The organism is Novosphingobium sp. DS6-6 (assembly GCF_057784975.1).
In genome coordinates, this window is record NZ_JBYNTS010000001.1 from 20,419 (window position 1) to 42,397 (window position 21,979).

The 21,979-nt window shown below is 65.4% G+C and carries 22 protein-coding genes; 11 read left to right on the forward strand and 11 right to left on the reverse strand.

Annotation, left to right across the window (positions count from 1 at the left end):
• Positions 1-16 precede the first annotated feature (16 nt).
• On the forward strand, positions 17-2,683 hold the full coding sequence (ppdK, locus tag AC3EDY_RS00115; RefSeq protein WP_488570425.1) for a pyruvate, phosphate dikinase: 2,667 nt from the start codon (positions 17-19) through the stop codon (positions 2,681-2,683).
• 7 nt (positions 2,684-2,690) lie between these two features.
• On the opposite strand, the gene AC3EDY_RS00120 is transcribed toward ppdK, so the two are convergent.
• Positions 2,691-3,500: a methyltransferase domain-containing protein gene (locus tag AC3EDY_RS00120; protein WP_488570426.1), complete on the reverse strand. Its 810-nt coding sequence runs from the start codon at positions 3,498-3,500 to the stop codon at positions 2,691-2,693.
• 66 nt (positions 3,501-3,566) lie between these two features.
• Between AC3EDY_RS00120 and AC3EDY_RS00125 the strand changes: the two genes are divergently transcribed.
• The 3 genes from AC3EDY_RS00125 (at position 3,567) to AC3EDY_RS00135 (ending at position 5,627) form a co-directional block, all read left to right on the forward strand.
• The gene (locus AC3EDY_RS00125; protein WP_488570427.1) at positions 3,567-4,337 is read left to right on the forward strand and encodes a ComF family protein; all 771 of its coding nucleotides are present in this window, start codon (positions 3,567-3,569) and stop codon (positions 4,335-4,337) included.
• Positions 4,338-4,766: 429 nt separating this feature from the next.
• Positions 4,767-5,132 carry a phosphoribosyl-AMP cyclohydrolase gene (gene hisI / locus AC3EDY_RS00130; RefSeq protein WP_488570824.1) on the forward strand — a complete coding sequence of 122 codons (366 nt, stop codon included), beginning with the start codon at positions 4,767-4,769 and terminating at the stop codon, positions 5,130-5,132.
• Positions 5,133-5,165: 33 nt separating this feature from the next.
• Positions 5,166-5,627: a MerR family transcriptional regulator gene (locus AC3EDY_RS00135; RefSeq protein ID WP_488570428.1), complete on the forward strand. Its 462-nt coding sequence runs from the start codon at positions 5,166-5,168 to the stop codon at positions 5,625-5,627.
• On the opposite strand, the gene AC3EDY_RS00140 is transcribed toward AC3EDY_RS00135, so the two are convergent.
• From AC3EDY_RS00140 to tyrS, 5 genes are all read right to left on the reverse strand, one after another.
• Positions 5,618-6,319, reverse strand: coding sequence for a dienelactone hydrolase family protein (locus AC3EDY_RS00140; protein ID WP_488570429.1), 702 nt, complete (start codon positions 6,317-6,319; stop codon positions 5,618-5,620). The two genes, AC3EDY_RS00135 and AC3EDY_RS00140, sit on opposite strands and share 10 nt — an antisense overlap.
• A 5-nt stretch (positions 6,320-6,324) precedes the next feature.
• Positions 6,325-7,242: a cysteine synthase A gene (cysK, locus tag AC3EDY_RS00145; RefSeq protein ID WP_488570430.1), complete on the reverse strand. Its 918-nt coding sequence runs from the start codon at positions 7,240-7,242 to the stop codon at positions 6,325-6,327.
• A 30-nt stretch (positions 7,243-7,272) separates the two neighbouring features.
• Complete coding sequence (locus AC3EDY_RS00150; protein ID WP_488570431.1) at positions 7,273-8,568, reverse strand: MFS transporter; 1,296 nt, start codon at positions 8,566-8,568, stop codon at positions 7,273-7,275.
• 113 nt (positions 8,569-8,681) lie between these two features.
• Complete coding sequence (locus tag AC3EDY_RS00155) at positions 8,682-9,020, reverse strand: PilZ domain-containing protein (RefSeq protein ID WP_488570432.1); 339 nt, start codon at positions 9,018-9,020, stop codon at positions 8,682-8,684.
• 120 nt (positions 9,021-9,140) lie between these two features.
• Positions 9,141-10,367, reverse strand: a complete 1,227-nt coding sequence (gene tyrS, locus AC3EDY_RS00160; protein WP_488570825.1) for a tyrosine--tRNA ligase — start codon at positions 10,365-10,367, stop codon at positions 9,141-9,143.
• 46 nt (positions 10,368-10,413) lie between these two features.
• On the opposite strand from tyrS, the gene AC3EDY_RS00165 reads away from it, so the two are divergent.
• Positions 10,414-10,965 carry a DOMON-like domain-containing protein gene (locus tag AC3EDY_RS00165; RefSeq protein WP_488570433.1) on the forward strand — a complete coding sequence of 184 codons (552 nt, stop codon included), beginning with the start codon at positions 10,414-10,416 and terminating at the stop codon, positions 10,963-10,965.
• On the forward strand, positions 10,962-12,164 hold the full coding sequence (locus AC3EDY_RS00170; RefSeq protein WP_488570434.1) for an exo-beta-N-acetylmuramidase NamZ family protein: 1,203 nt from the start codon (positions 10,962-10,964) through the stop codon (positions 12,162-12,164). Before AC3EDY_RS00165 ends, AC3EDY_RS00170 begins: the two co-directional genes overlap by 4 nt.
• 11 nt (positions 12,165-12,175) lie before the next feature.
• Here AC3EDY_RS00170 and AC3EDY_RS00175 read toward each other — a convergent pair whose 3' ends face one another.
• Entirely contained in the window at positions 12,176-12,604 is a 429-nt protein-coding gene (locus tag AC3EDY_RS00175) for a GFA family protein (RefSeq protein ID WP_488570435.1), read from the reverse strand.
• A gap of 240 nt (positions 12,605-12,844) precedes the next feature.
• Here AC3EDY_RS00175 and AC3EDY_RS00180 point away from each other — a divergent pair, with 240 nt between their 5' ends.
• Positions 12,845-13,636: a hypothetical protein gene (locus AC3EDY_RS00180; protein ID WP_488570436.1), complete on the forward strand. Its 792-nt coding sequence runs from the start codon at positions 12,845-12,847 to the stop codon at positions 13,634-13,636.
• A gap of 62 nt (positions 13,637-13,698) precedes the next feature.
• Here the strand turns inward: AC3EDY_RS00180 and AC3EDY_RS00185 are convergent, their stop codons facing one another.
• Both AC3EDY_RS00185 and AC3EDY_RS00190 read right to left on the reverse strand, forming a co-directional pair.
• On the reverse strand, positions 13,699-15,723 hold the full coding sequence (locus tag AC3EDY_RS00185) for a DNA topoisomerase IV subunit B (protein ID WP_488570437.1): 2,025 nt from the start codon (positions 15,721-15,723) through the stop codon (positions 13,699-13,701).
• Between the two features lie 78 nt (positions 15,724-15,801).
• On the reverse strand, positions 15,802-17,022 hold the full coding sequence (locus tag AC3EDY_RS00190; protein WP_488570438.1) for a penicillin-binding protein activator: 1,221 nt from the start codon (positions 17,020-17,022) through the stop codon (positions 15,802-15,804).
• A 39-nt stretch (positions 17,023-17,061) separates the two neighbouring features.
• On the opposite strand from AC3EDY_RS00190, the gene rsmI reads away from it, so the two are divergent.
• The 4 genes from rsmI to AC3EDY_RS00210 all read left to right on the forward strand — a co-directional run bounded on the left by rsmI (position 17,062) and on the right by AC3EDY_RS00210 (position 19,971).
• Positions 17,062-17,904 carry a 16S rRNA (cytidine(1402)-2'-O)-methyltransferase gene (gene rsmI / locus AC3EDY_RS00195; protein ID WP_488570439.1) on the forward strand — a complete coding sequence of 281 codons (843 nt, stop codon included), beginning with the start codon at positions 17,062-17,064 and terminating at the stop codon, positions 17,902-17,904.
• Positions 17,901-18,251, forward strand: a complete 351-nt coding sequence (locus AC3EDY_RS00200) for a YraN family protein (protein ID WP_488570440.1) — start codon at positions 17,901-17,903, stop codon at positions 18,249-18,251. The genes rsmI and AC3EDY_RS00200 overlap by 4 nt, the downstream gene beginning before the upstream one ends.
• A 93-nt stretch (positions 18,252-18,344) precedes the next feature.
• The gene (gene gshB / locus AC3EDY_RS00205) at positions 18,345-19,295 is read left to right on the forward strand and encodes a glutathione synthase (RefSeq protein ID WP_488570441.1); all 951 of its coding nucleotides are present in this window, start codon (positions 18,345-18,347) and stop codon (positions 19,293-19,295) included.
• 46 nt (positions 19,296-19,341) lie between these two features.
• Positions 19,342-19,971: a DedA family protein gene (locus tag AC3EDY_RS00210; protein WP_488570442.1), complete on the forward strand. Its 630-nt coding sequence runs from the start codon at positions 19,342-19,344 to the stop codon at positions 19,969-19,971.
• Positions 19,972-20,029: 58 nt separating this feature from the next.
• On the opposite strand, the gene accC is transcribed toward AC3EDY_RS00210, so the two are convergent.
• A complete protein-coding gene (gene accC / locus AC3EDY_RS00215; RefSeq protein ID WP_488570443.1) occupies positions 20,030-21,382 on the reverse strand; it encodes an acetyl-CoA carboxylase biotin carboxylase subunit in 1,353 nt (450 codons plus the stop codon).
• An 11-nt stretch (positions 21,383-21,393) separates the two neighbouring features.
• The gene (accB, locus tag AC3EDY_RS00220) at positions 21,394-21,834 is read right to left on the reverse strand and encodes an acetyl-CoA carboxylase biotin carboxyl carrier protein (protein WP_488570826.1); all 441 of its coding nucleotides are present in this window, start codon (positions 21,832-21,834) and stop codon (positions 21,394-21,396) included.
• Between the last annotated feature and the right edge of the window lie 145 nt (positions 21,835-21,979).

The window sequence follows — 21,979 nt, forward strand, 5'->3', positions numbered from 1 at the left end:
GGAACGGACTGAACCTATGAGTGCATACGTATTCCATTTCGGTGGCGGCGCGCGCGACGACGATCCCCGGGCCAGAGACAAGACGATCACGGGCGGCAAGGGCGCCAACCTGGCGGAAATGGCGGGAATCGGCCTGCCCGTTCCGCCGGGGTTCACTATCAGCACCGAAGTCTGCGCGCATTACAACTCGGCCGGCAAGCGGTTCGATGCGGATATCGAGGCCGGCGTTGCCGCCGGGCTTGCCCATATCGAGCGCGCCACTGGCCGGGTGTTCGGGGATGCGGCCAATCCGTTGCTGGTGTCGGTGCGCTCTGGCGCGCGCGTTTCGATGCCGGGGATGATGGATACGGTGCTCAACCTAGGCCTCAACGACGTGACGGTGGAAGGGCTGGCCGCCGGTTCGGGCGATGCGCGCTTTGCCTGGGACAGCTATCGCCGGTTCATCCAGATGTATGCCGATGTCGTGCTGGGCGTCGATCACCACCGTTTCGAGGACGCGCTTGAAATCGCCAAGGAAGACAACGGCTATTACGCCGACGTGGAAATGAGCGCGGAAAACTGGCAGGTGCTGGTGGGCGAATACAAGGCGATCGTCGAAGACGAACTGGGCCGCCCGTTCCCGCAGGATGTCCATGAGCAGTTGTGGGGCGCGATCGGCGCGGTGTTCGACAGCTGGGAAAGCGACCGCGCCAAGGTTTACCGCAAGCTGAACGACATTCCCGCCGATTGGGGCACGGCCGTCAATGTGCAGGCCATGGTATTCGGCAACATGGGCGATACCTCTGCCACCGGGGTGGCTTTCACCCGCGATCCGGCCACTGGCGAAAAGGCCTATTACGGCGAATGGCTGGTCAATGCCCAGGGTGAGGACGTCGTGGCCGGCATCCGCACCCCCCAGTATCTGACGAGGGCCGCGCGCGAGCGGGCCGGGGCCAAGCCGTTGTCGATGGAAGAGGCGATGCCCGACGCCTATGCCGAGTTGGCGAGCGTGTTCGAATTGCTCGAACGGCACTATCGCGACATGCAGGATATCGAGTTCACGGTCGAAAAGAACAAGCTGTGGATGCTGCAGACCCGTTCCGGCAAGCGCACTGCCAAAGCCGCGCTGAAAATGGCGGTGGACATGGTGGGCGAGGGCCTGATCGACGAGGCGACCGCGATCGCCCGTATCGATCCCATGGCGCTGGATCAGCTTCTGCACCCCACGCTCGATCCTGCCGCCCCGCGCGAAGTGCTGACCAAGGGCCTGCCTGCCTCGCCTGGCGCGGCAAGCGGCGCGGTGGTGTTCGATGCCGATACCGCGCAGGCCCGGGCCGAACGCGGCGACAGCGTGATCCTGGTGCGGGTGGAAACCTCGCCGGAAGACATTCACGGCATGCATGCGGCCAAGGGCATTCTCACCGCGCGTGGCGGTATGACCAGCCATGCCGCCGTGGTGGCGCGCGGCATGGGGCGCCCTTGCGTTTCGGGCGCATCGGCCCTTTCGATCGACATGGCGGCGCGCAAGGCTCGCATCGGCAATCGTGACGTGACCGAAGGCGATCTGATCACGCTCGACGGATCGACCGGCGATGTCATGCTGGGCGAAGTGCCGATGGTCGAGCCAGAGCTGGTCGGCGATTTCGCCACGCTGATGGTCTGGGCCGACCGGCACCGCCGCATGAAAGTGCGCACCAATGCCGAAACGCCGCTCGATTGCCAGGTCGCGCGGCAGTTCGGCGCGGAGGGCATCGGCCTGTGCCGCACTGAACACATGTTTTTCGAAGCGAGCCGCATTTCCGCCGTCCGCCAGATGATCCTTGCCGATGACGAGGCCGGCCGCCGTGCTGCGCTGGCAAAGCTCCTTCCCGAGCAGCGGGCTGATTTTACAGCCATCTTCGAAGTGATGGCGGGCCTGCCGGTCACGATCCGGCTGCTCGACCCGCCGCTTCACGAATTCCTGCCGCATGGGGATGCCGAGTTTGCCGAGCTTGCCGAAGTGACCGGCCTCGGCGTCGATCACCTCAAGCGCCGGGCCGGGGAACTGCACGAGTTCAACCCCATGCTGGGTCATCGTGGTTGCCGTCTGGGCATTACGTTCCCCGAAATATATGAAATGCAGGCGCAGGCCATTTTCGAAGCCGCGGTCGATGTCGCCACTCGCTCGGGCGAAGCGGTGGTTCCCGAAGTCATGATCCCGCTGGTCGCGACGAAAAAGGAACTGCAGATCCTGCGTGCGCTGGTCGATCGCGTCGCCGCCCGGGTCTTTGCCGAAAAGGGCAAGACGCTCGATTATCTCGTGGGCACCATGATCGAGCTGCCGCGCGCTGCCTTGATGGCCGGGGAAATCGCCGAGGAAGGCACATTCTTCTCGTTCGGCACCAACGATCTCACGCAGACGACCCTGGGCGTCAGCCGTGACGATGCCGCGCGCTTCCTCAATCCCTATGTGGATCAGGGCATCTATCCGCGCGATCCGTTCGTCAGCCTCGATATCGAAGGCGTCGGCCAACTCGTCGAACTGGCGGCCGAGCGTGGCCGCAAAACCCGCCCCGACATCAAGCTGGGCATATGCGGCGAACATGGCGGCGATCCGGCAAGCATCGCCTTCTGCCAGAACGTCGGCCTCGATTACGTCTCCGCCAGCCCCTACCGTGTCCCCATTGCGCGCCTCGCCGCTGCACAGGCCGCGCTGAAGGCATGAAGGTCGCCTAGAACTTCGGTGCCCGCAACGGCCTGGCCCAGCCGCTCAGCGTCAGGATTTCGAAGGTTTCGGTGACGCGGCCATCGGCATCGGCCATGCTGTCGAAAGCGGCCTGCGCCCGCGCCAGGGCCGCCTTGCCGATCGGCCCGCCCGGCCGGACAAGGCAATTGGACAGACCCTGCGCGCGCAGATCGGCAACCAGCTGGCCCAGGTTGCGATACCGCACGGCCAGGCTGCGGCTGTCGATCACCGGATCGGCAAAGCCGGCGCGTTGCAGCAACTGTCCGCCGGCCCGCACGTCTATCTGGGGATGCAGGCGCGGCGCCGGCCGATCGGCGTCGGCCGCCAGCATCACCCCGCGCAGGGCAGGCAGGCTGCCCGCCGCGCAAAAGCTCATCATCGCCAGGCCATCGGGGGCAAGGGCGCGTCGCAGGTGAACAAGCGCGCCGGGCAGATCGTTCACGGTGTCCAGCATGCCCAGCACGGCGATCAGATCGAATCCCCGGGCAAAAGGGAGCGGGGCTTCCTGGTTCAGCGCGATTTCGTCCTCACGCGGGGCAACGTCGGCCCGTGTCACGGCCACGCCCTGCGCGGCCAACGCCGCACCCAGGCCGTGGGTGATATCACCGATCACCAGCGCCGTTGCCGGCCGGTGCCTCAGAAAGGCGAGCCGATCGAGCATGTCTTCGATCATGTCATCGGCCAGAAAGCGGGCGGCGCCGGCTTGCAGGGCCAGCCGTCGCATGCGCGCGCGCTGGGCGAGGCGGCGCCGGGGGGCAAAGATCACGGGCGGGGCAGGGAGGGCGGATTCGGCCATGATCGGCTGCTGCCCGCAAGCGGCGTGCTTGCCAAGCCTCTTGCGCTGGGGAAAGGATGATCGGCGATGCTGCGCCCTGCCTTTCTTGCCCCGGTGGTGGACTTGCTGTTTCCGCCGCGCTGCCCGCTGTGCGGTGAAACGCTGGCGGTGCACGGGGGCCTTTGCGCGCAGTGTTGGGCCACTCTGGAAATTCCCGGCGAGCCAGCCTGCGCGCTATGCCAGCGGCCGCTCGACACCGGCATGTCGAGCGGGCTGGTCGGCGATCCGGCCGTCGATCCGGCTTTGCTGTGCGCGCCTTGCATGGCAGAGCCCCCCCGGCATGATGGCATTGCCGCCGCCACGCTCTATGGCGACGCCACGCGCACCCTGGTGCTGCGTTTCAAGCATGGGCGCAAAGTGGGTCTTGCCGGGCTGATGGCGCGGTTGATGGTGGCGCGCCTGCCACCGTTGGAAGGCGAATGGCTGATCGTGCCTGTCCCGCTGCACCGCTGGCGGCTGTGGCAGCGCGGCTACAACCAGTCGGCCTTGCTTGCGGCGCGGATTGCCCGCGCGACGGGGCAGCGGCTGCTGGTGGATGGCCTGGTGCGGCGCAAGCGGACGCCGCCGCTGGGCGGGCTGGGCGCCAGACAGCGCGCCCAGGTGCTCGCCGGCGCCATCGTGCCTCATCCGCGCAGCGCCGCCACCTTGCGCGGCGCGCGGGTCTTGCTGGTGGACGATGTGTTGACCAGCGGCGCCACCAGCGATGCCTGCGTACGCGCATTGCGCCGGGCCGGCGCGATCCAGGTGAAAATTGCCTGCTTTGCCCGGGTGCTGCGCGAAGCGGAGGGGCAGGGGTGATCCACTCACGCTCCCGCCCGCAGCGCATGGCCGAGAAGTACGTCGAATTGACAAGAAAACGCCCGGAACCTTGCGGCCCGGGCGTTTCGTGACGAAACCTTTGATTGGCGGGGCTCCCTCTCGGCCCTGACCGTAGCCCCGCCATTCAATCACTCCGGATAGATGGCGCCTTCCTTGCCCAGAAGGTCGAACCAGCTACCCGGTCCCTCGCGTGTCCCTGAACTTTGGCGCTTGCCGCGCCGCCTCTCGGCGGTCCAGTGTGCGGTTCCCTCAAACCGCATCGTCTTTCTTGACGATTGCGTGGCAGGATGAAAGGGGAACCCGCAGGAACCCCCGATTTTGCCCCTGCATTGTGGTTATCGTGCAACAATGTATGTGGTGAAAACGCCTTTGCAGAAGGAATTGCCTCACGTGTCGGCCGATAACGAAATGCAGCAGCGCGAACAGGGTGCGGTTTTCATGCCGCGCTTCGATTCGCATGGACTGGTAACGGCCGTGGCGATCGATCACCGCACGGGGCAGTTGCTGATGCTGGCGCATATGGATGCCCAGGCTATTGCCCGCACTCGGGAAACCGGGTTGGCCCATTTCTGGTCCCGTTCCCGCCAGCGGCAGTGGATGAAAGGCGAAACTTCGGGCCATGTGCTCAAAGTGGTGGAAATTCGCGTGGATTGCGATCAGGACGCGTTGGAATTGCGTGTCGAGCCGCAAGGTCCGGCCTGCCACACGCTTGCCACCTCGTGCTTCTATCGTCGCCTCGCGCCTGACGGCTCGCTCGAACGGATCGACGTTTGACGTTTACGTAAGCTGCGCGCTATCCTGCCGGTCATGGACAATGCGCTCGTTTCATCACCGAACACGCCGTTTGGCGCGCCTCTCACCGGCCATATCGATACGCCTGACGCGCTTTCCCGCGATCAATTCAGCATTACCGACCTTTCTGCCGAATTCGGCGTTACGGCGCGGGCCCTGCGTTTCTATGAAGACGAGGGCCTGATTGCCCCCACTCGCCACGGCACGGCCCGGATCTATTCCCGGCGCGATCGCGCGCGCCTGGCCTGGATCATGCGGGCCAAGAACGTGGGTTTCAGCCTGGCCGACATACGCGAGATGATCGATCTTTACGATCTGGGCGACGGCCGGGTGCAGCAACGGCGCGTAACCATCGCCAAGTGCCGCGATCGCATTGCGGCGCTCACCCGGCAACAGGCCGATATCGCCGCCACGATCGCGGAACTTGAAAGCTTCGTGGCCCAACTGCAGGCGCTGGGCCAAGACGATCAGTTGTAGACCTCGTCCAGCAGGGCCGTGAGGGCGAGCCACGACTGGCGGTCCGCACTGGCGTTATAGCCCAGAAAATCCATGCCGCGCGCTTCGCTTTCAGGGTCGGTGAAACCGTGCTTGACCCCCGCATAGGCATGGAAATGCCAATTGCCGCCCGCCGCGTCCATTTCGTTCCAGAAGTCGAGCACTTGCGCGCGCGGCACGAGCGGATCGGCATCGCCATGGCAGACCAGGATACGGGGCTTGATCGGCGCTCCCTCGGGCGCAGGACGGTCTGTCATGAGAAGCCCGTGGAAGCTGGCGGCAAGGGCGATGGGCGCGCCTTCCCGGGCAAGCTCCAGAGCGGCCTGGCCACCCATGCAGTAACCTATTGCCGATAGCTTGAGCCCCGGCGCAGACTTCGCCAGCGCCTCCAGCCCGGCTTTCAAGCGACCGCGATAGTGGTCGACATCGGCGCGCAGCGCGTTTCCAAGCGCGAACGAGCTTTCGAAGCTGGCAACCGGCTCGCCATAAAAGTCGGCAACCATGGCCACGAAGCCCTGATCTGCCAGCATCTGGGCACGCTGCTCCATGGCTTCGTTGATGTTGGCAATCGTCGGCAGGACCAGGATTGCCCCGCGCGGCCCGCTTTGGGGGCGGGCGAGCCACCCTGTCAGCGCCACGTCCCCATGGGTGTAATCAATACGTTCAAGGCTCAAGGCAGTTACTCCGGAAGAAAATCGGGGACCGAAAGATAGCGCTCGCCCGTGTCGTAGTTGAAGCCCAGCACGCGGCTGCCGGCCGGCAGTTCGTCGAGCTTGGCGGCAATGGCGGCCAGCGTCGCGCCCGAAGAAATGCCGACCAGCAGGCCCTCTTCGCGGGCGGAACGGCGCGCCCATTCCTTGGCATCGGCCGGATCGACCTGGATGGCCCCGTCGATCGCCCGGGTGTGCAGGTTCCCCGGAATGAAGCCAGCGCCGATACCCTGGATCGGATGGGGTGCCGGCTGCCCGCCGGAGATGACCGGCGAAAGCGTCGGTTCCACGGCATAGGCCTTGAATGCCGGCCAATGCTTCTTCAACTCTTCCGCGCAGCCGGTCAGGTGGCCGCCGGTGCCGACTCCGGTAATCAGTACGTCGATCGGGCTGTCGGCAAAGTCGGCAAGGATTTCCAGCGCCGTGGTGCGCGCGTGTACCGCCACGTTCGCGGGATTGTCGAATTGCTGCGGCATCCAGGCGCCGGGTGTTGTCGCCACCAGTTCGCGGGCGCGTTCGATCGCGCCTTTCATGCCTTTTTCGCGCGGGGTCAGATCGAACGTGGCGCCATAGGCAAGCATCAGCCGCCGTCGCTCGATCGACATCGACTCGGGCATGACCAGTATCAGCCTGTAGCCCTTGACCGCGGCCACCATGGCGAGGCCAATGCCAGTGTTACCCGATGTCGGCTCGACGATCGTGCCGCCGGGCTTCAGGCTGCCCTCGACCTCGGCCGCTTCGATCATGGCCAATGCGATCCTGTCCTTGATCGAGCCACCCGGATTGGTGCGCTCGCTCTTCACCCATACCTCGTGGTCGGGAAACAGGCGGGACAGGCGAACATGCGGCGTGTTGCCGATCGTGGCGAGAATGGATTCCGCTTTCATGTTGCGTGTGCTCCTTGGATGGTGAGCGGGTCAGGATTGGTACTTTGCAGCAAAAGTCCGGGCGCGGCGCAACTCGGGAAAGCCGATTGCCCATGCCAGTGTAACGGCGATCGCGCCCACTCCGCCGAACACGACAGCCCCGGTCACGCCCAGAAGTGCCGCGGCCAGGCCCGATTGCATCTCGCCCAATTCGTTGGAACAGGAGATAGCGAGGCCCGAAATCGCCGAAACCCGCCCGCGCACGGCGTCGGGCGTGTGCAACTGCACGAGCGTGGTGCGGATATAGACGGAAACCATGTCGGTCCCACCGATCAGGACGAGCATGACCAGCGAGAGCCAGAAATCGCGCGACAGGCCGAAGCCCACCGTGGCCAGCCCGAAAGCCGCCACGGCCAGCAGCATCTTGGAACCAACCTCGCGCTGCACCGGCCGCCGCGACAGGAATGCGGCAACCAGCGCCGCGCCAAGACCCGGCATCGCGCGCATCAAGCCCAGGCCGTAAGAGCCCGCGGGGTGACCGCCAATCGTCAGAATGTCGCGGGCGAACACCGGCAGCAATGCCGTAGCGCCGCCCAGCAGTACCGCAAAAAGGTCGAGCGTGATGCAGCCCAGCAGGAACCGGTCGTTCGTCACGAAGCGAAAGCCGTCTGCGATCTGGCGCAGGGGATGCGCCTTGCGGTTTTCTGCCGGCGCCGGAATGCGGCGTATGCCGAACGCGCCAAACGCGGCGATTGCCAGAAGCGCGGCGGAAACGGCATAGGGCAGACCGGCCGACAGGGCGAAAAGCACGCCTGCCAGGGCAGGTCCGCTCATCGAGCCGATCTGCCAGGCCATGGCATTGATCGCCACCGCACGCGGCATCAGGCTTGCCGGCACGATGTTAGGCGCGATTGACGACAAGGCCGGACCGATGAACACGCGCGATACGCCGTGGCACGCTGCCATCACGAACAGCAGCGGCAGCGACAAGGTGTTGAAATAGGTGGTCAGCGCGAGAACCAGCGCAATCAGCGCGTCGACCACCATGGTCAGCCCGGCGATCACGCGGCGATCGAACCGATCGGCCACGACGCCGGATACGGGTGTGAGCACGAATTGCGGCAGAAACTGTACCAGACCCAGCAGACCGAGCTGAAATGCCGCTTCCCTTATGCCCATGCCGTACTGGCCGCGAGCCACGTCGTAAAGCTGATAGCCCAGCACCACGACCATGCCCGATGTCGCGACGACCGAACAGAGCCGCGCCACCCAGAACCGGCGGAAATCGGCAATCCCGAAAGGCGAGGACGGTACGGCTGTCGGCTCCGGGGCAAGTGCGTCGGTCACGGCGTTTGTGTGGCAGCGCGGCCGCAGGTTGCCAAGCCAACAATTGTTTTCAGGCGTGTCAGAAATTCATCGGGCCGTGGCACCACGTGCGGAGGCGCGCGGGCTGGCCGGGCTCAACCCTTGCCGCGCAACCGGGTATTGGGCTGCAATTGCTTTATCATCTTGGTAAAGTCGTCCTGGCGGATGATGCGCTCGAACTGGAACCCGGCACGGCTTTCATCGCTCCAGACCAGAAAGGCCTCGATCCGGCCGATATGCGGCAGACGCACGGTCACGCGCTCGCCACGGCCCAGGTCCAGCGTATCGCGCACCATGAATCCGGTGGTGGAAATGTTGACGATATTCAGCATCACATCGCCCAGACGGCGATGTTCCCCGATCACGGGCAGGTGAACGGGGTGGCGGGTGGACCGGCGCAGGTCGGTCACTGAAAGCTGCGCGCCGCCAGACATGTTCTCTCCTGCCAGTAAAAGGCGAATCCATGCCGAACTCTGGTCCAAAATGGCTTAAATTGGGTTAACGGGCGGCCTTCCGTTGCCTGCCGGCACGAGGTGGCCCGGCAAAACGATGCATCAGCAAGGCCGGATGATGCCATGCTTTTTCTTGCCGGCGGAAAGGCGGCGCTCGGCCACGACATCGATTACCATGGTTTCATCGCCGACGGCCTCGCCATCCAGGCGCGCCCCGCCACCCGCGATCAGGCGCTTGGCCTCGCCACGGCTGGCGGCAAAGCCAAGCGCGAGCAGGGCATCGATCACGCCGATCGCATTGCCGGGCGCGATGATGGTGGGCAGGTCATGGCCCAGCCCGGCTCCGGCGAACGTGGCGGCGGCCGTCGCCTCGGCTGCCTGCGCAGCGGCCCGGCCGCGGATCAGCGCCGTGACTTCGTTGGCCAGCACCACTTTGGCAGCATTGATCTCGCTCCCGGCGAGGGCCTCGAGCCGGGCCACCTCGTCGAGCGGCAGATCGGTGAACAGGCGCAGGAAACGGCCCACGTCACGGTCGTCGGTGTTGCGCCAGAATTGCCAGAAATCATAGTTGGGCAGCATATCTTCGTTGAGCCAGACCGCGCCGTTGACCGACTTGCCCATCTTGGCGCCGTCGGCCGTGGTCAGCAGCGGGGTGGTGGCGCCATAGACTTCGATCCCGTTCATGCGGCGCGTCAGTTCGATGCCGTTAACGATGTTGCCCCACTGGTCAGACCCGCCGAACTGCAGGCGGCAGCCATGGCGCAGCGCCAGTTCGCGGAAGTCATAGGCTTGGAGAATCATGTAGTTGAACTCAAGGAATGTCAGCGGCTGTTCGCGTTCCAGCCTCAGCTTGACAGAATCAAAAGTCAGCATGCGGTTGACGGTGAAATGCGGGCCGACATCGCGCAGCAGGGCGATGTAGCCCAGTTCCGACAGCCAGTCGTCGTTGTTCACCATGATCGCGCCGGTCGCGCTGTCGTCAAACGTCAGCAGGCGATCGAAGACTTTGCGGATTCCGGCGATGTTTTCGGCAATCGCCTGTTCGGTCAGCATCTGGCGGCTGGCGTCCTTCCCCGAAGGATCGCCGATCTTGGTGGTGCCCCCGCCCATCAGGGCGATGGGCTTGTGCCCAGCCTGTTGCAGGCGGCGCAGCAGCATGACCGAGGCCAGGTTCCCGACATGCAGCGATGGCGCCGTCGCGTCATACCCGTTATAGGCCACCACGACCTGCCTGGCTGCCAGTGCATCGAGGCCCTCGGCGTCGGTCAACTGGTGGATATGGCCCCGCTCGGACAGCAGGCGCAGCAGGTCGGACTTGTATTCGGTCATGTTCGCCTCGATGTGGACGGGCGCGCCTAGCATGAAAGGACGTGGCTTGAAACCGGCGCCGCTCGTTGCCCATCCCGATCACGCGCCGCTGGCCGTGCGGCAGGTTTCCGCCCGCATCCTGTCAATGGATGCGCACTGGTTATGCGTCCGTTGGCGCGTGGAAGGCACCTCGGCCCTGGTCCTGCCCCCCTTTGCCGGGCGCGCACGCGCCGACGGGCTATGGCGGTCCACCTGTTTCGAACTGTTCCTGGCTGAAGCCGGGGGTTTTCCCGGCGGGGCCTACGCCGAATTCAACTTTGCCCCTTCGGAGCGCTGGGCCGCTTATGATTTCGATGGCTATCGGGCGGGCATGGCATCCCGCCCGCTGCCCCGCGAACCCGTGCTGACCCCGCGTACGGGGCGTGACGTGCTGATCTTTGACGCCGCGCTGCCCGTTGCGGGCCTGCCCTCCATGCCCTGCCAGGCGGGGCTCTGCGCCGTGCTGGAGGAAACGGGCGGAGCCAAATCGTTCTGGGCGCTGGCGCATCCGCGCGGCAAGCCCGATTTCCACCATGCGGCTTGCTTCGCCATGCGGGTTGAGGCAGGCCCCGCGGCATGAAGACCGGACTTGATCGCCTGCTGGCCGAACCGGCCCTGCGCGCCCCGCTGCACGGCCGGCGCGTCGCACTCGTGGCCCATCCCGCCTCGCTCACCGACCGGCTCGTGCATGCGCTCGATGCCTTGGCGGCCTGCCCCGATCTGAACCTGACGGCCGCCTTTGGGCCGCAGCATGGGCTGAAGGGTGACAAGCAGGATAACATGGTGGAATCGCCCGATTATCGCGATCCCGCCCTGGGGATCCCGGTGTTCAGCCTTTATGGCGAGGTGCGGCGGCCAACGCCCGCAATGATCGAGGCGGCCGATGTTTTTCTGTTCGATCTGCAAGACCTCGGCTGCCGGATCTATACCTTCGTGACCACGCTGCTCTATCTGCTCGAAGCCTGTCACGGCACGGGGAAGGCGGTGTGGGTGCTGGACCGGCCCAATCCCGCCGGCCGCCCGGTCGAAGGTACGCTGCTGGTGCCTGGGTGGGAAAGCTTCGTCGGCGCCGGGCCGATGCCGATGCGCCATGGCCTGACGCTGGGCGAAATGGGGCATTGGTTCGTGGCGCATTACGGCCTTGATGTGGATTACCGCGTGGTGGCCATGGCAGGGTGGCAGCCCGATGCCGCTCCTGGCTTCGGCTGGCCGTCCAGCCGCCTTTGGATCAATCCCAGCCCCAACGCCGCGAGCCTCGCCATGGCGCGCGCCTATGCCGGCACGGTCATGCTCGAGGGGACGACGCTGTCGGAAGGCCGGGGCACCACACGGCCGCTGGAAGTGCTGTTCGGCGCGCCCGATCTCGATGCCTTGGCCGTGCGGGCCGAAATGACGCGTTTGGCGCCGCGCTGGCTGGCAGGCGCGGCGATCCGCGAATGCTGGTTCGAACCGACCTTTCACAAGCATGTCGGCCGGCTGTGCCACGGCCTGATGCTGCATCCGGAGGGTGGTTTTTACGATCATGCCACGTTCAGGCCCTGGCGGCTTCAAGCCCTGGCGTTCAAGGCCATTCGCAATCTCCATCCCGATTATCCGCTATGGCGCGATTTTCCCTATGAATACGTGCTCGACAAGCTGGCGATCGATGTCATCAACGGCGGGACGGCCTTGCGCGAATGGGTGGACGATCGCGCGGCCCAGGCCGGCGATCTCGACGCCTTGGCCTTGCCCGATGAAACGGACTGGCTAGCGCAGCGTGAGCCTTTTCTGCTCTACTGATAACGCGCGCTTCAAGCCGGGGACGGCGGCGGCGCCGGCGGCTGCCCCGCATAGCTTGCCGCGCGCGTGTCGATCTGTGCCCAGGCCGGCGCCTCGGTGGTCCAGATCACCGCATCGGGTTCAAGCCCGTGGCCAGGATCGAGAAAGCCCAGGCGCAGGGTGCGCAAGTGCATCCGCCCCGATGAATGGGCCATCACCCCGGTACCGCATTGCGGGCAAAAGAACTGGGTCAGCGTGTTGCCCGACGTTGCGGGATAGGCGAAAGATGCCAGCGCGCCTTTGATGTCCACCGCCTCGGCCGGGAATATGGCGTTGTTGGTGCAACCACCGGCGGCCGCCTGCTGACATTGCCGACACCAGCACTGGCGCACGGCCACCGGGGCAGTGGCCGAAATTGTGGCGGTGACCGCACCGCAGGCACAGCGTCCGGTAAAGGCCATGTAAGTCTCCGTTTCGTATCCGGCATTTTAGAACGCTTTCGAGAGAGTTTGGCAAGGCTGCCGCCTGCGGCCTTGCCGCTCTCGCATCGCCGCCGTTTCGTGGCCATTTTTTAATGTTGCCGCGAAGGGTTGCATGCATTGCAGGGGTTTTGTCTGTGCTGCCCATGGTATAGGGCGGCGGGGCAGGTGGGCCAGTGGCGCGTGCGCGGCGCGCGGGCCATCTGTGTTGACGGAGCCTTGATGCAAGACGTGCTGCTTGCGGAGAGGGATGGGCGCTATGGCGGCGTCGATCCCCGCCGCCGTTTCCTGTCGTTCGTGCTGTCACTGGCAGTGTCGCTGCTTCTGCTGGCAGCGCTTGTCTCCGTGGGGCTTTACGAACCGGCGGTGCGGCACGAAGGCGGCACGCTGACGGCCGTCAACATTTCGCCCGCCCCGGGGGACAAGAGCAAGTCCCCCACCCCCCGCCAGCAGGCCGCCCAAAAAGCCACCCGCGCCACGGCCAGCGCGGCCGCGGCAAAAGCGCCGCGCGTGGTCGTGCCCAGCGATAACAAGGTGGTCTGGCCCGAAGGCTTCATCCCGATGAAAAGCGCGGATTTTGCCGCGACGGACATTTCGCGGCTGGCAGGTCGCGCCGGCACCGGCAGCGGCGCGCAGCAGGCCGCGGCTGGCGCCGGTGGCACGAGCGGCACCGCGCCCGATGGCTCGCGCCTCTACCGGGCGGAATGGTATCGCGAACCACGCGACGCGGAAATCGATGGCTATATGCGCCCCGGGCAAAGCTCGGGTCGATGGGCGATGATCGCCTGTCGCACGGTCGCCAACTATCATGTCGAAGATTGCCAGGAACTGGACGAGAGCCCGCGCGGATCGGGCATGGCCCGCGTTCTGCGCCAGGCGGCCTGGCAATTCCTGGTCCGCCCGCCACGGGTCAACGGCACGCCCCAGGTGGGCGTCTGGGTCAGCATCCGCTTCGATTTCATCCGCGGCAAGCGCGACGACGATACCGGCGGCCGGAGCAATGGCGACGGATAGGGTCGTCACGATGCCGCGGCGCATCGCTGGCTCTGCAGATCCAGGCGCGATTGCCCGTTCGATCAAGCGTCGATCAGGTCTCGGTCCAGATCGCCAGCACGGTTCTGGATGAACATGAAGCGGTGTTCGGGGTTGCGGCCCATCAGGCGTTCGACCAGATCCTTGACCGCCGCCCGGCCTTCGTATTCGGGCGGCAAAGTGATGCGCAGCAGGCTGCGGCTGGAGGGGGCCATCGTCGTTTCGCGCAATTGTCCGGGGTTCATTTCGCCCAGCCCCTTGAAGCGGGCAACCTCCACTTTTTTGCCTTTGAACTTCGTCGCTTCCAGCTCTGCCCGATGCGCATCGTCGCGGGCATAGGCCGAAACGGTGCCCGCCGTCAGGCGATAGAGCGGCGGCTGGGCCAGATAGAGATGCCCGCGTTTCACGATCTCGGGCATTTCCTGAAAGAAATAGGTCATCAGCAGCGTGGCGATATGCGCGCCGTCGACATCGGCATCGGTCATGATGATGATGCGATCGTAACGCAGTGCATCGGGATTGCAGTCCTTGCGCGTGCCGCAGCCCAGCGCCAGGTTGAGATCGGCGATTTCCTGGTTGGCGCGAATCTTGTCGGCCGTGGCGCTGGCAACGTTCAGGATCTTGCCGCGGATAGGCAGGATCGCCTGTGTCTTGCGATCGCGCGCCTGCTTGGCGCTGCCCCCGGCCGAGTCTCCCTCGACGATGAACAGTTCGGTTTCGCCGCTACCTTCGCCCGAACAATCGGTGAGCTTGCCCGGCAGGCGCAGCTTGCGCGCGTTGGTGGCGGTCTTGCGCTTCACCTCACGCTCCGCCTTGCGGCGCAGGCGCTCGTCCATCCGCTCCATCACCGCACCCAGCAAGGCGCGGCCGCGCTCCATGTTGTCGGCCAGAAAATGATCGAAATGGTCGCGCACGGCGTTTTCCACCAGTCGCGCCGCTTCTGGGGAGGTGAGGCGGTCCTTGGTCTGGCTCTGGAACTGCGGGTCGCGAATGAAGACCGAAAGCATGATCTCGCTGCCGGTCATCATGTCTTCGGGCGTGATATCCTTGGCCTTCTTCTGGCCGACCAGTTCGCCAAAGGCACGGATGCCACGGGTCAATGCCGCGCGCAGGCCCTGCTCGTGGGTGCCCCCATCTGGCGTGGGAATGGTGTTGCAATACCAGGAATATGCACCGTCAGACCATAGCGGCCAGGCGATCGCCCATTCCACCCGGCCCATTTCCTGCCCATCGGGGCCAGCGGGAAAATCCTGCCGCCCGGCAAAGGGCAGGCTGGTCACGCACTCGCGGCCCTTGATCTGTTCGGCCAGATGATCGGCAAGGCCCCCGGGAAACTGGAACACGGCTTCGGCCGGGGTATCGTCGGCAATCAGCGCGGGGTCGCATTTCCAACGGATTTCGACCCCGGCGAAAAGATAGGCTTTCGACCGCACCAGGCGGAACAGCCGCGCCGGCTTGAACCTGGCATCCGTGCCGAAAATCGTGGCATCGGGAACGAACGTCACGCCCGTGCCGCGCCGGTTGGGCGCATTGCCCACGCGCGTCAGCGGGCCTTGCGCCACCCCGCAGGAAAACTCCTGGGCATACAGCTCTTTGTTGCGGGCCACTTCGACGCGGGTAAGCGTGGACAGGGCGTTGACCACCGAAATGCCGACGCCGTGAAGGCCGCCCGACGTGGCATAAGCCTTGCCCGAAAACTTGCCGCCCGAATGCAGCGTCGTCAGAATGACCTCGAGCGCCGATTTGCCTGGATAACGCGGATGCTCGTCGATCGGAATGCCACGTCCGTTGTCGGTCACGGTGACTTTGCCCGGCGCGCCCGGAGCGGCTTCCAGCGTGACTTCGATCCGGTTGGCATGGCCGGCAACGGCCTCGTCCATCGCGTTGTCTAGCACTTCGGCAACAAGATGGTGCAGGGCGCGTTCGTCCGTCCCGCCGATATACATGCCCGGGCGGCGGCGTACCGGCTCCAACCCTTCCAGCACTTCGATGGCCGAACCATCATAGCTTTCGTGCGGGTCGCCCTGGGGCAGCTTGTCGAACAGGGAGCCGGAATTGTCTGTCGCCATGAGAACGGCTATAGAACACGCGCGGATCGCCGCGCAAGCGGTGCGCTCCGGCTTATCCGCCGCGCTTTGCGCAATGGTCTAATCCGCAAACTTCTCCGGCGCGCGCGACACCGTCATGATCGTGCTGCCCGAAACCTCGCGCACTTCCAGCGCGCGTTCCGCCACCCCATTGGCGTTGAAGCGGAAAACGCCGTCGGTGCCGATGAAGCCGTCGCGATCATAGAGGCGCGCCGTGGGGAACAGCGTGCCCGGCTTCCACCCCCGCGCGATGTTGAGCGTCAGCAGCACCGAATCGTATCCCAGCGTGGCGATCCGCGCCGGCGCCACGCCAAAGCGCTGGCGATAGGACTGTTCGAAGCGGGGCAGCCGATCGTCGGATATGGCGGCAAACCACGCGCCTTTCATCGCCGCGCTGCGCGCCAGGGCCGGATCGCCTTTCCACAGTTCCGTGCCCAGCAGGCGGGTACCTTTGGCAAAAGGCGCCGCCTGCAGGGCTATGCGCGGCCCGTCGCCGATCAGCAGCGCGTCGACCGGGCCTTTCGCTTTCACGCGGCGTACCGCGCTCGCGGCCGAGGTATTGCCCCGGTCGTATGTCTCGATGGCGTTGAGCCGGATACCCTGGATGCGTGTGGCATCGGCCAAAGCGCCGCTGATGCGCTGGCCATATGTACCCGTGGGCACGATGGCGCCCACACTCTTGATCCCCTGGCTGCGGGCATAGCCGATCACCCGCGCGATCGACTGGCTGGGAACCTGGCCCAGCACGAAAACATCGCGATCCGCCACCGCGCTGTCGTTGGAATAAGTGATCATCGGCACTTTGGCGGGGCGCGCCACGCCGGCCACCGTGCTGACATCGTCTGCCGTCAACGGCCCCAGGATCAGGCGGTTGCCATCGAGAACGGCCTTGCTGGCCGCGGCCGCCGCGCCGCCGCCGGTATCGTAGGTGGTGATGCGCAGCGATTGGGCATTGGTATCGAGCAGGGCCATGGTCGTGGCATTGGCAATGGCCTGGCCCACCGCCGCATTGGGTCCGGTCAAGGGCACCAGCAGGGCCACGCGGTGGCGGCCGGCGTCGGTGGGCAGCACGTTTTCCTGCGGGGCGGTTTCCTTGGGCGGTGGCGGCGCGCCCTGCGTGCCGGGCTTGGGAATGACCGAACAGCCGGCCAGCAGCACCGCTGGCAACGACAACGCCAGCCACCGGCCCGGACGGCGCCGGCCGCATCCAGCGGCACCCGGGCCGACCGGATCGCCCGTGCCTCCGGAAATGCCGTCCCTGCCGCTTTTGCCCATCATCATCTGCTTGCCGCTCCCCTATGGCCGGTCCATGGAAAAGGTATGGATAAACCACCCCTTGCGCCCGGGCTCTATATCGTAGCCACGCCTATCGGCAATCTTGGCGATATAACCGCACGGTCTGCCGAAATTCTTGGCCGGTGCGACGTCATAGCCTGCGAAGATACCCGCGTCACGGGCAAGTTGCTCAATCATCTCGGAATCCGCAAACCGATGCGGCGTTATGACGATCATGCGTCGGCCGAAACGCGCGCCTGGCTGCTGGGGGAAATGGCCCGGAAGGCAGTCGCGCTGGTGTCGGATGCCGGTACGCCGCTGATTTCCGATCCCGGTTATCGCCTGGTGCGCGAGGCCCGCGCACAAGGCCTGGCAGTGACCAGTCTGCCGGGCCCCAGCGCGACGATCGTGGCGCTCACCCTGGCCGGGCTGCCGACGGACCGCTTCCTGTTCGCGGGATTTCTTCCCGCCAAGGACAAGGCGCGCGGCGACCTGCTGGATGAACTGGCGCCAGTCGCTGCCACGCTGCTCTTCTATGAAACCGGGCCGCGCCTGCTTGCCTCGCTGCAAGCCCTGGCGAAACACCTGCCGGGCCGCGAGCTGGCCGTGGCACGCGAATTGACCAAGCTGCACGAGGAATGCCGCAGCGGCACCCCCGCCGAACTGATCGCACATTATGCGGCGCACCCCCCGAAAGGCGAAATCGTGCTGCTCGCCGGGCCGCCGCCGGCGCGCGCGGCGCCCGCAGCGGCCGATGTCGATGCCCTGTTGCTGGCCGCGCTCGAACGGGCTTCCCCGTCTCAGGCGGCGGGGCAGGTTGCCAAAGCCCATGGCCTTGATCGCAAGGCGCTCTATGCCCGCGCCCTGGCCTTGAAAGGCAGCGCATGAACCGCGCCCGGGCCGAGGCGCGGGGCCGGCGTGGCGAACGGATCGCCGGGTTCTTCCTGATGCTCCATGGCTGGCGCATCGTTGCGCGGCGGGTAAAGATCGGGGTGGGAGAGGTAGACCTGGTGGCGCGCCGCGGCCGCACGGTGGCGTTTGTCGAAGTAAAATGGCGTGCGAGCGCCGCCGCACTCGATACCGCGATCGATGCCCACCGCCTTTCGCGGGTGGCCCGCGCGGCACAGGCCCTGGCGCCACGCTTTACCCGGGCGGGGGACGACATGCGGATCGACGTCATTCTTGTCGCGCCGGGCCGATGGCCGCGCCATATTGTCAACGCCTGGCGCGGATAGCCGCCGGGCCTTGCGCCTTTTTGGTCGCGCTGCCGCCAATTCGGCTTTAAGTGAGCCACCCGCAAGACCACGCATACCGATCGGAGCAATGCCTTGACCCTGCGCGTCGCGGTCCAGATGGACCCTCTTCATTCGATCAAGATCGGCGGCGATTCGACGTTCGCCCTGATGCTTGCGGCCCAGGCGCGCGGGCATGAACTGTGGTATTATCACGTCTCCACGCTCGCCTGGGAAGCGGGCCGGGTAACGGCCGAGGCAGCGCCGGTCACCGTGCAGCACGTGGAAGGTGCCCATTACAACCTGGGCGAAACCCGCAAGATCGACCTGGGCCGCGATGCCGACGTGGTGCTGATGCGCCAGGATCCACCTTTCGACCTTGGCTATATCACCGCCACTCACCTGCTCGAGCGGCTGGAGGGCGAAACCCTTGTCGTCAACGATCCGCGCGCGGTACGCAACGCGCCTGAGAAGGTCTATGTCCTCGATTATGCGCATTTCATGCCGCCCACGCTGATCACGCGCTCGGCGGCCGACGTGCGGGCGTTCCAGCACCGGCATGGCGGCCGGGCCGTGGTGGTCAAACCCCTGCACGGCAACGGCGGCAAGGCGGTTTTCAAAATCGAGGCCGACGGCGGCAATCTTTCCGCGCTGGTCGAGCTTTTCGGCCAGGTGTGGCCAGAGCCGTTCATGGTCCAGCCTTTCCTTCCCGAGGTGGCGGAAGGCGACAAGCGCATCGTCCTGGTCGACGGGGAGGTGGCCGGCGCTATCAACCGCAAGCCGGGCGAGGGAGAGTTCCGCTCGAACCTGGCCGTCGGCGGTTATGCCGAAGCCGCGACGCTGACGGCGCGCGAGCAGGAAATCTGTGCCGCTCTGGCGCCCGAACTCAAAAAGCGCGGCCTGATCTTCGTGGGCATCGACGTGATCGGCGGCCGCTGGCTGACGGAAATCAACGTGACTTCGCCAACGGGGATCGTGGCGATCGACCGGTTCAACGGCACAGATACCGGCGGGCTCATCTGGGAAGCGATCGAGCGGCGGTTTTGAGGCACGAAGCACGGCGCCTTTGCGGGCTTCGAGCGTTGCATGCGTCATGAACGACTGGGTTTTGCATCTCGTTACCGATGGCGGCTATTGGGGCATCGCGTTCCTGATGGCGCTGGAAAACATATTTCCCCCCATTCCATCTGAAGTGATCATGGGCATGGGCGGCATTGCCGTTGCGCAGGGGCGAATGGATGTGGTGCCGCTGATGATCTTCGGCACGGTCGGCTCCACTCTGGGCAATTATGCCTGGTTCCTGCTCGGGCGCCGCCTGGGCCACGAGCGGTTGCGGCCTTTCGTGGAACGCTATGGCCGCTTGCTTACGCTCGATTGGCGGGCCGTGCGCCAGCTGGTCGTCTTTTTCCGGCGGCACGGCCAATGGGTGGTCTTTGCCATGCGCTTTTCGCCCGCGTTGCGCACGATGATCTCGTTGCCTGCCGGCCTTGCCGCCATGGGGCATGCCCGTTTCCTGATATTCACCTTCGCCGGCGCGGCAGTCTGGAATGCGCTGTTGGTCTGGGCCGGGTGGTACCTCGGCCAGTTCTACGAGGAACTGGCCGCTTATACCGGGCCGGCGTCGCTGGCGTTCGTGGGCGTGCTGATCGGTGCCTATCTGTGGCGCGTGGCAAGGTGGAAGCCGCGCGATGACGGGAAAGGTCCCGGAGCGAGTCCGGAATGACGGCAAGCCTCTTGATCTGATGGCGCTACCCGGCCCGGGGTCTCGCCGCGTCCACCGCCTACCGGCCGCCGCCCTGGGCCAGCCATTCCTCGAGATACTTGATCGAATAGCCGCCATCCAGCACCGTCGGGTCTTCCAGCAGTTTCTGGTGCAGGGGGATCGAGGTCTTGACCCCGTCGATCACCATTTCTGCCAGCGCGCGCTTCAGGCGCATGATGCACCCTTCCCGCGTACGGCCATAGACGATCAGCTTGGCGATCATGGAATCGTAATAGGGCGGTATGCGATAGCCGGCGTATAGCCCGCTATCGACGCGCACGTGCATGCCACCTGCGGCGTGATAGCTTTTCACCAGACCGGGCGAGGGCGCGAACGTGAAGGGGTCTTCGGCGTTGATCCGGCACTCGATGGCGTGGCCTTTGAACTCGATCTCGTCCTGCGTCACCGACAACGGCTTGCCATCGGCAATGCGGATCTGCTCGCGCACCAGATCGACCCCGGTGATCGCCTCGGTCACCGGATGCTCTACCTGCAGGCGGGTGTTCATCTCGATGAAATAGAACGCGCCGTCTTCCCACAGGAACTCGATCGTGCCTGCCCCGCGATAGCCCATGTCGGCCATGGCGTTGGCCACGATCCCGCCCATTCGCGCCCGCTCGTCGGCCGAAATCACCGGCGAAGGCGCCTCTTCAAGCACTTTCTGATGGCGGCGCTGCAACGAACAGTCGCGTTCGCCAAGGTGGATCGCATTGCCTTTGCCATCGCCGAATATCTGGAATTCGATGTGGCGCGGATTGCCCAGATACTTTTCGAGATAGACGGTGGCATCGCCGAATGCGGCCTTGGCTTCCGAGCCGGCCTGCTGCATCAGCGTTTCCAGGTCATCGGGGCCGTTGCATACTTTCATGCCGCGCCCGCCACCGCCCGATGCGGCCTTGATGATTACCGGATAGCCGATGGCTTCGGCAATCCTGCGCGCTTCCTCGACATCGGAAACGGCGCCATCCGAACCCGGCACCAGCGGCAGGCCCAGCGCGCCGGCCGTGCGTTTGGCTTCCACCTTGTCGCCCATGGTGCGGATATGCTCGGGCTTGGGGCCGATCCAGGTTATGTCGTGCGCTTCGACGATTTCGGCAAAACGGGCGTTTTCCGAAAGAAAGCCATAGCCGGGATGAATGGCATCGGCCTGGGTGATTTCCGCCGCCGAAATGATCGCCGCAATGTTGAGATAGCTGTCTTTCGCGGCCGGCGGCCCGATGCACACGGCATGGTCCGCCAGGCGAACGTGCATGGCATCGGCATCGGCGGTGGAATGGACCGCAACCGTTTCGATGCCCATTTCGTGCGCGGCGCGATGAATGCGCAGCGCGATTTCCCCGCGGTTGGCGATCAGCAGGCGCTTGATGGCCATTGACGCCGGCCTCAGCCGATGACCACGAGCGGCTGGTCGAATTCGACCGGCTGCGCGTTTTCGACAAGGATCGCCTTGATCGTGCCGGCCGAAGGCGCGGTGATCGGGTTCATCACTTTCATCGCTTCCACGATCAGCAGCGTGTCGCCGGCTTTCACCGCTTGCCCCACGGCGATGAACGACGCGGCGCCCGGTTCGGGTGAAAGATAGCAGGTGCCGACCATCGGCGATTTCACCGCGCCGGCCAGGTCGGTGGCCGGAGCAGCTTCGGCGGCGGGGGCCGGGGCGGCAACCGGGGCGGCCGGGGCTGCCACCATGTGCGTCATTGGCGCGGCGGTGAGAGTGCGGGCCACGCGGATCTTGCGCGATCCGTCTTCCACTTCGATTTCGGAAAGCCCCGTGTCGGCCAGCAGTTCGGCCAGTTCGCGCACCAGCGCGCTATCGATTGCCATGGTTGCGGCGGCCTTGTCGCCGGTATCGTGGCCCATTGTTAACCTCGCAGGTGTGAACTTCTGGCGCAGCGCCATGCCCGCACGGTGCGATGCTGGCAAGGGGAAAGGCGGGCGAAACGCCTATGCCCGGGGGAAAACGGCCGGG

Excerpts from the sequence above, each read along its gene's own strand:
- ppdK (WP_488570425.1), top strand. The coding sequence starts at position 17 with ATGAGTGCATACGTATTCCATTTCGGTGGCGGCGCGCGCGACGACGAT.
- AC3EDY_RS00120 (WP_488570426.1), bottom strand. The coding sequence starts at position 3,500 with ATGGCCGAATCCGCCCTCCCTGCCCCGCCCGTGATCTTTGCCCCCCGG.
- AC3EDY_RS00125 (WP_488570427.1), top strand. The coding sequence starts at position 3,567 with ATGCTGCGCCCTGCCTTTCTTGCCCCGGTGGTGGACTTGCTGTTTCCG.
- hisI (WP_488570824.1), top strand. The coding sequence starts at position 4,767 with ATGCAGCAGCGCGAACAGGGTGCGGTTTTCATGCCGCGCTTCGATTCG.
- AC3EDY_RS00135 (WP_488570428.1), top strand. The coding sequence starts at position 5,166 with ATGGACAATGCGCTCGTTTCATCACCGAACACGCCGTTTGGCGCGCCT.
- cysK (WP_488570430.1), bottom strand. The coding sequence starts at position 7,242 with ATGAAAGCGGAATCCATTCTCGCCACGATCGGCAACACGCCGCATGTT.
- AC3EDY_RS00155 (WP_488570432.1), bottom strand. The coding sequence starts at position 9,020 with ATGTCTGGCGGCGCGCAGCTTTCAGTGACCGACCTGCGCCGGTCCACC.
- tyrS (WP_488570825.1), bottom strand. The coding sequence starts at position 10,367 with ATGACCGAATACAAGTCCGACCTGCTGCGCCTGCTGTCCGAGCGGGGC.
- AC3EDY_RS00170 (WP_488570434.1), top strand. The coding sequence starts at position 10,962 with ATGAAGACCGGACTTGATCGCCTGCTGGCCGAACCGGCCCTGCGCGCC.
- AC3EDY_RS00175 (WP_488570435.1), bottom strand. The coding sequence starts at position 12,604 with ATGGCCTTTACCGGACGCTGTGCCTGCGGTGCGGTCACCGCCACAATT.
- AC3EDY_RS00180 (WP_488570436.1), top strand. The coding sequence starts at position 12,845 with ATGCAAGACGTGCTGCTTGCGGAGAGGGATGGGCGCTATGGCGGCGTC.
- AC3EDY_RS00185 (WP_488570437.1), bottom strand. The coding sequence starts at position 15,723 with ATGGCGACAGACAATTCCGGCTCCCTGTTCGACAAGCTGCCCCAGGGC.
- AC3EDY_RS00190 (WP_488570438.1), bottom strand. The coding sequence starts at position 17,022 with ATGATGATGGGCAAAAGCGGCAGGGACGGCATTTCCGGAGGCACGGGC.
- rsmI (WP_488570439.1), top strand. The coding sequence starts at position 17,062 with ATGGATAAACCACCCCTTGCGCCCGGGCTCTATATCGTAGCCACGCCT.
- AC3EDY_RS00200 (WP_488570440.1), top strand. The coding sequence starts at position 17,901 with ATGAACCGCGCCCGGGCCGAGGCGCGGGGCCGGCGTGGCGAACGGATC.
- AC3EDY_RS00210 (WP_488570442.1), top strand. The coding sequence starts at position 19,342 with ATGAACGACTGGGTTTTGCATCTCGTTACCGATGGCGGCTATTGGGGC.
- accC (WP_488570443.1), bottom strand. The coding sequence starts at position 21,382 with ATGGCCATCAAGCGCCTGCTGATCGCCAACCGCGGGGAAATCGCGCTG.
- accB (WP_488570826.1), bottom strand. The coding sequence starts at position 21,834 with ATGGCAATCGATAGCGCGCTGGTGCGCGAACTGGCCGAACTGCTGGCC.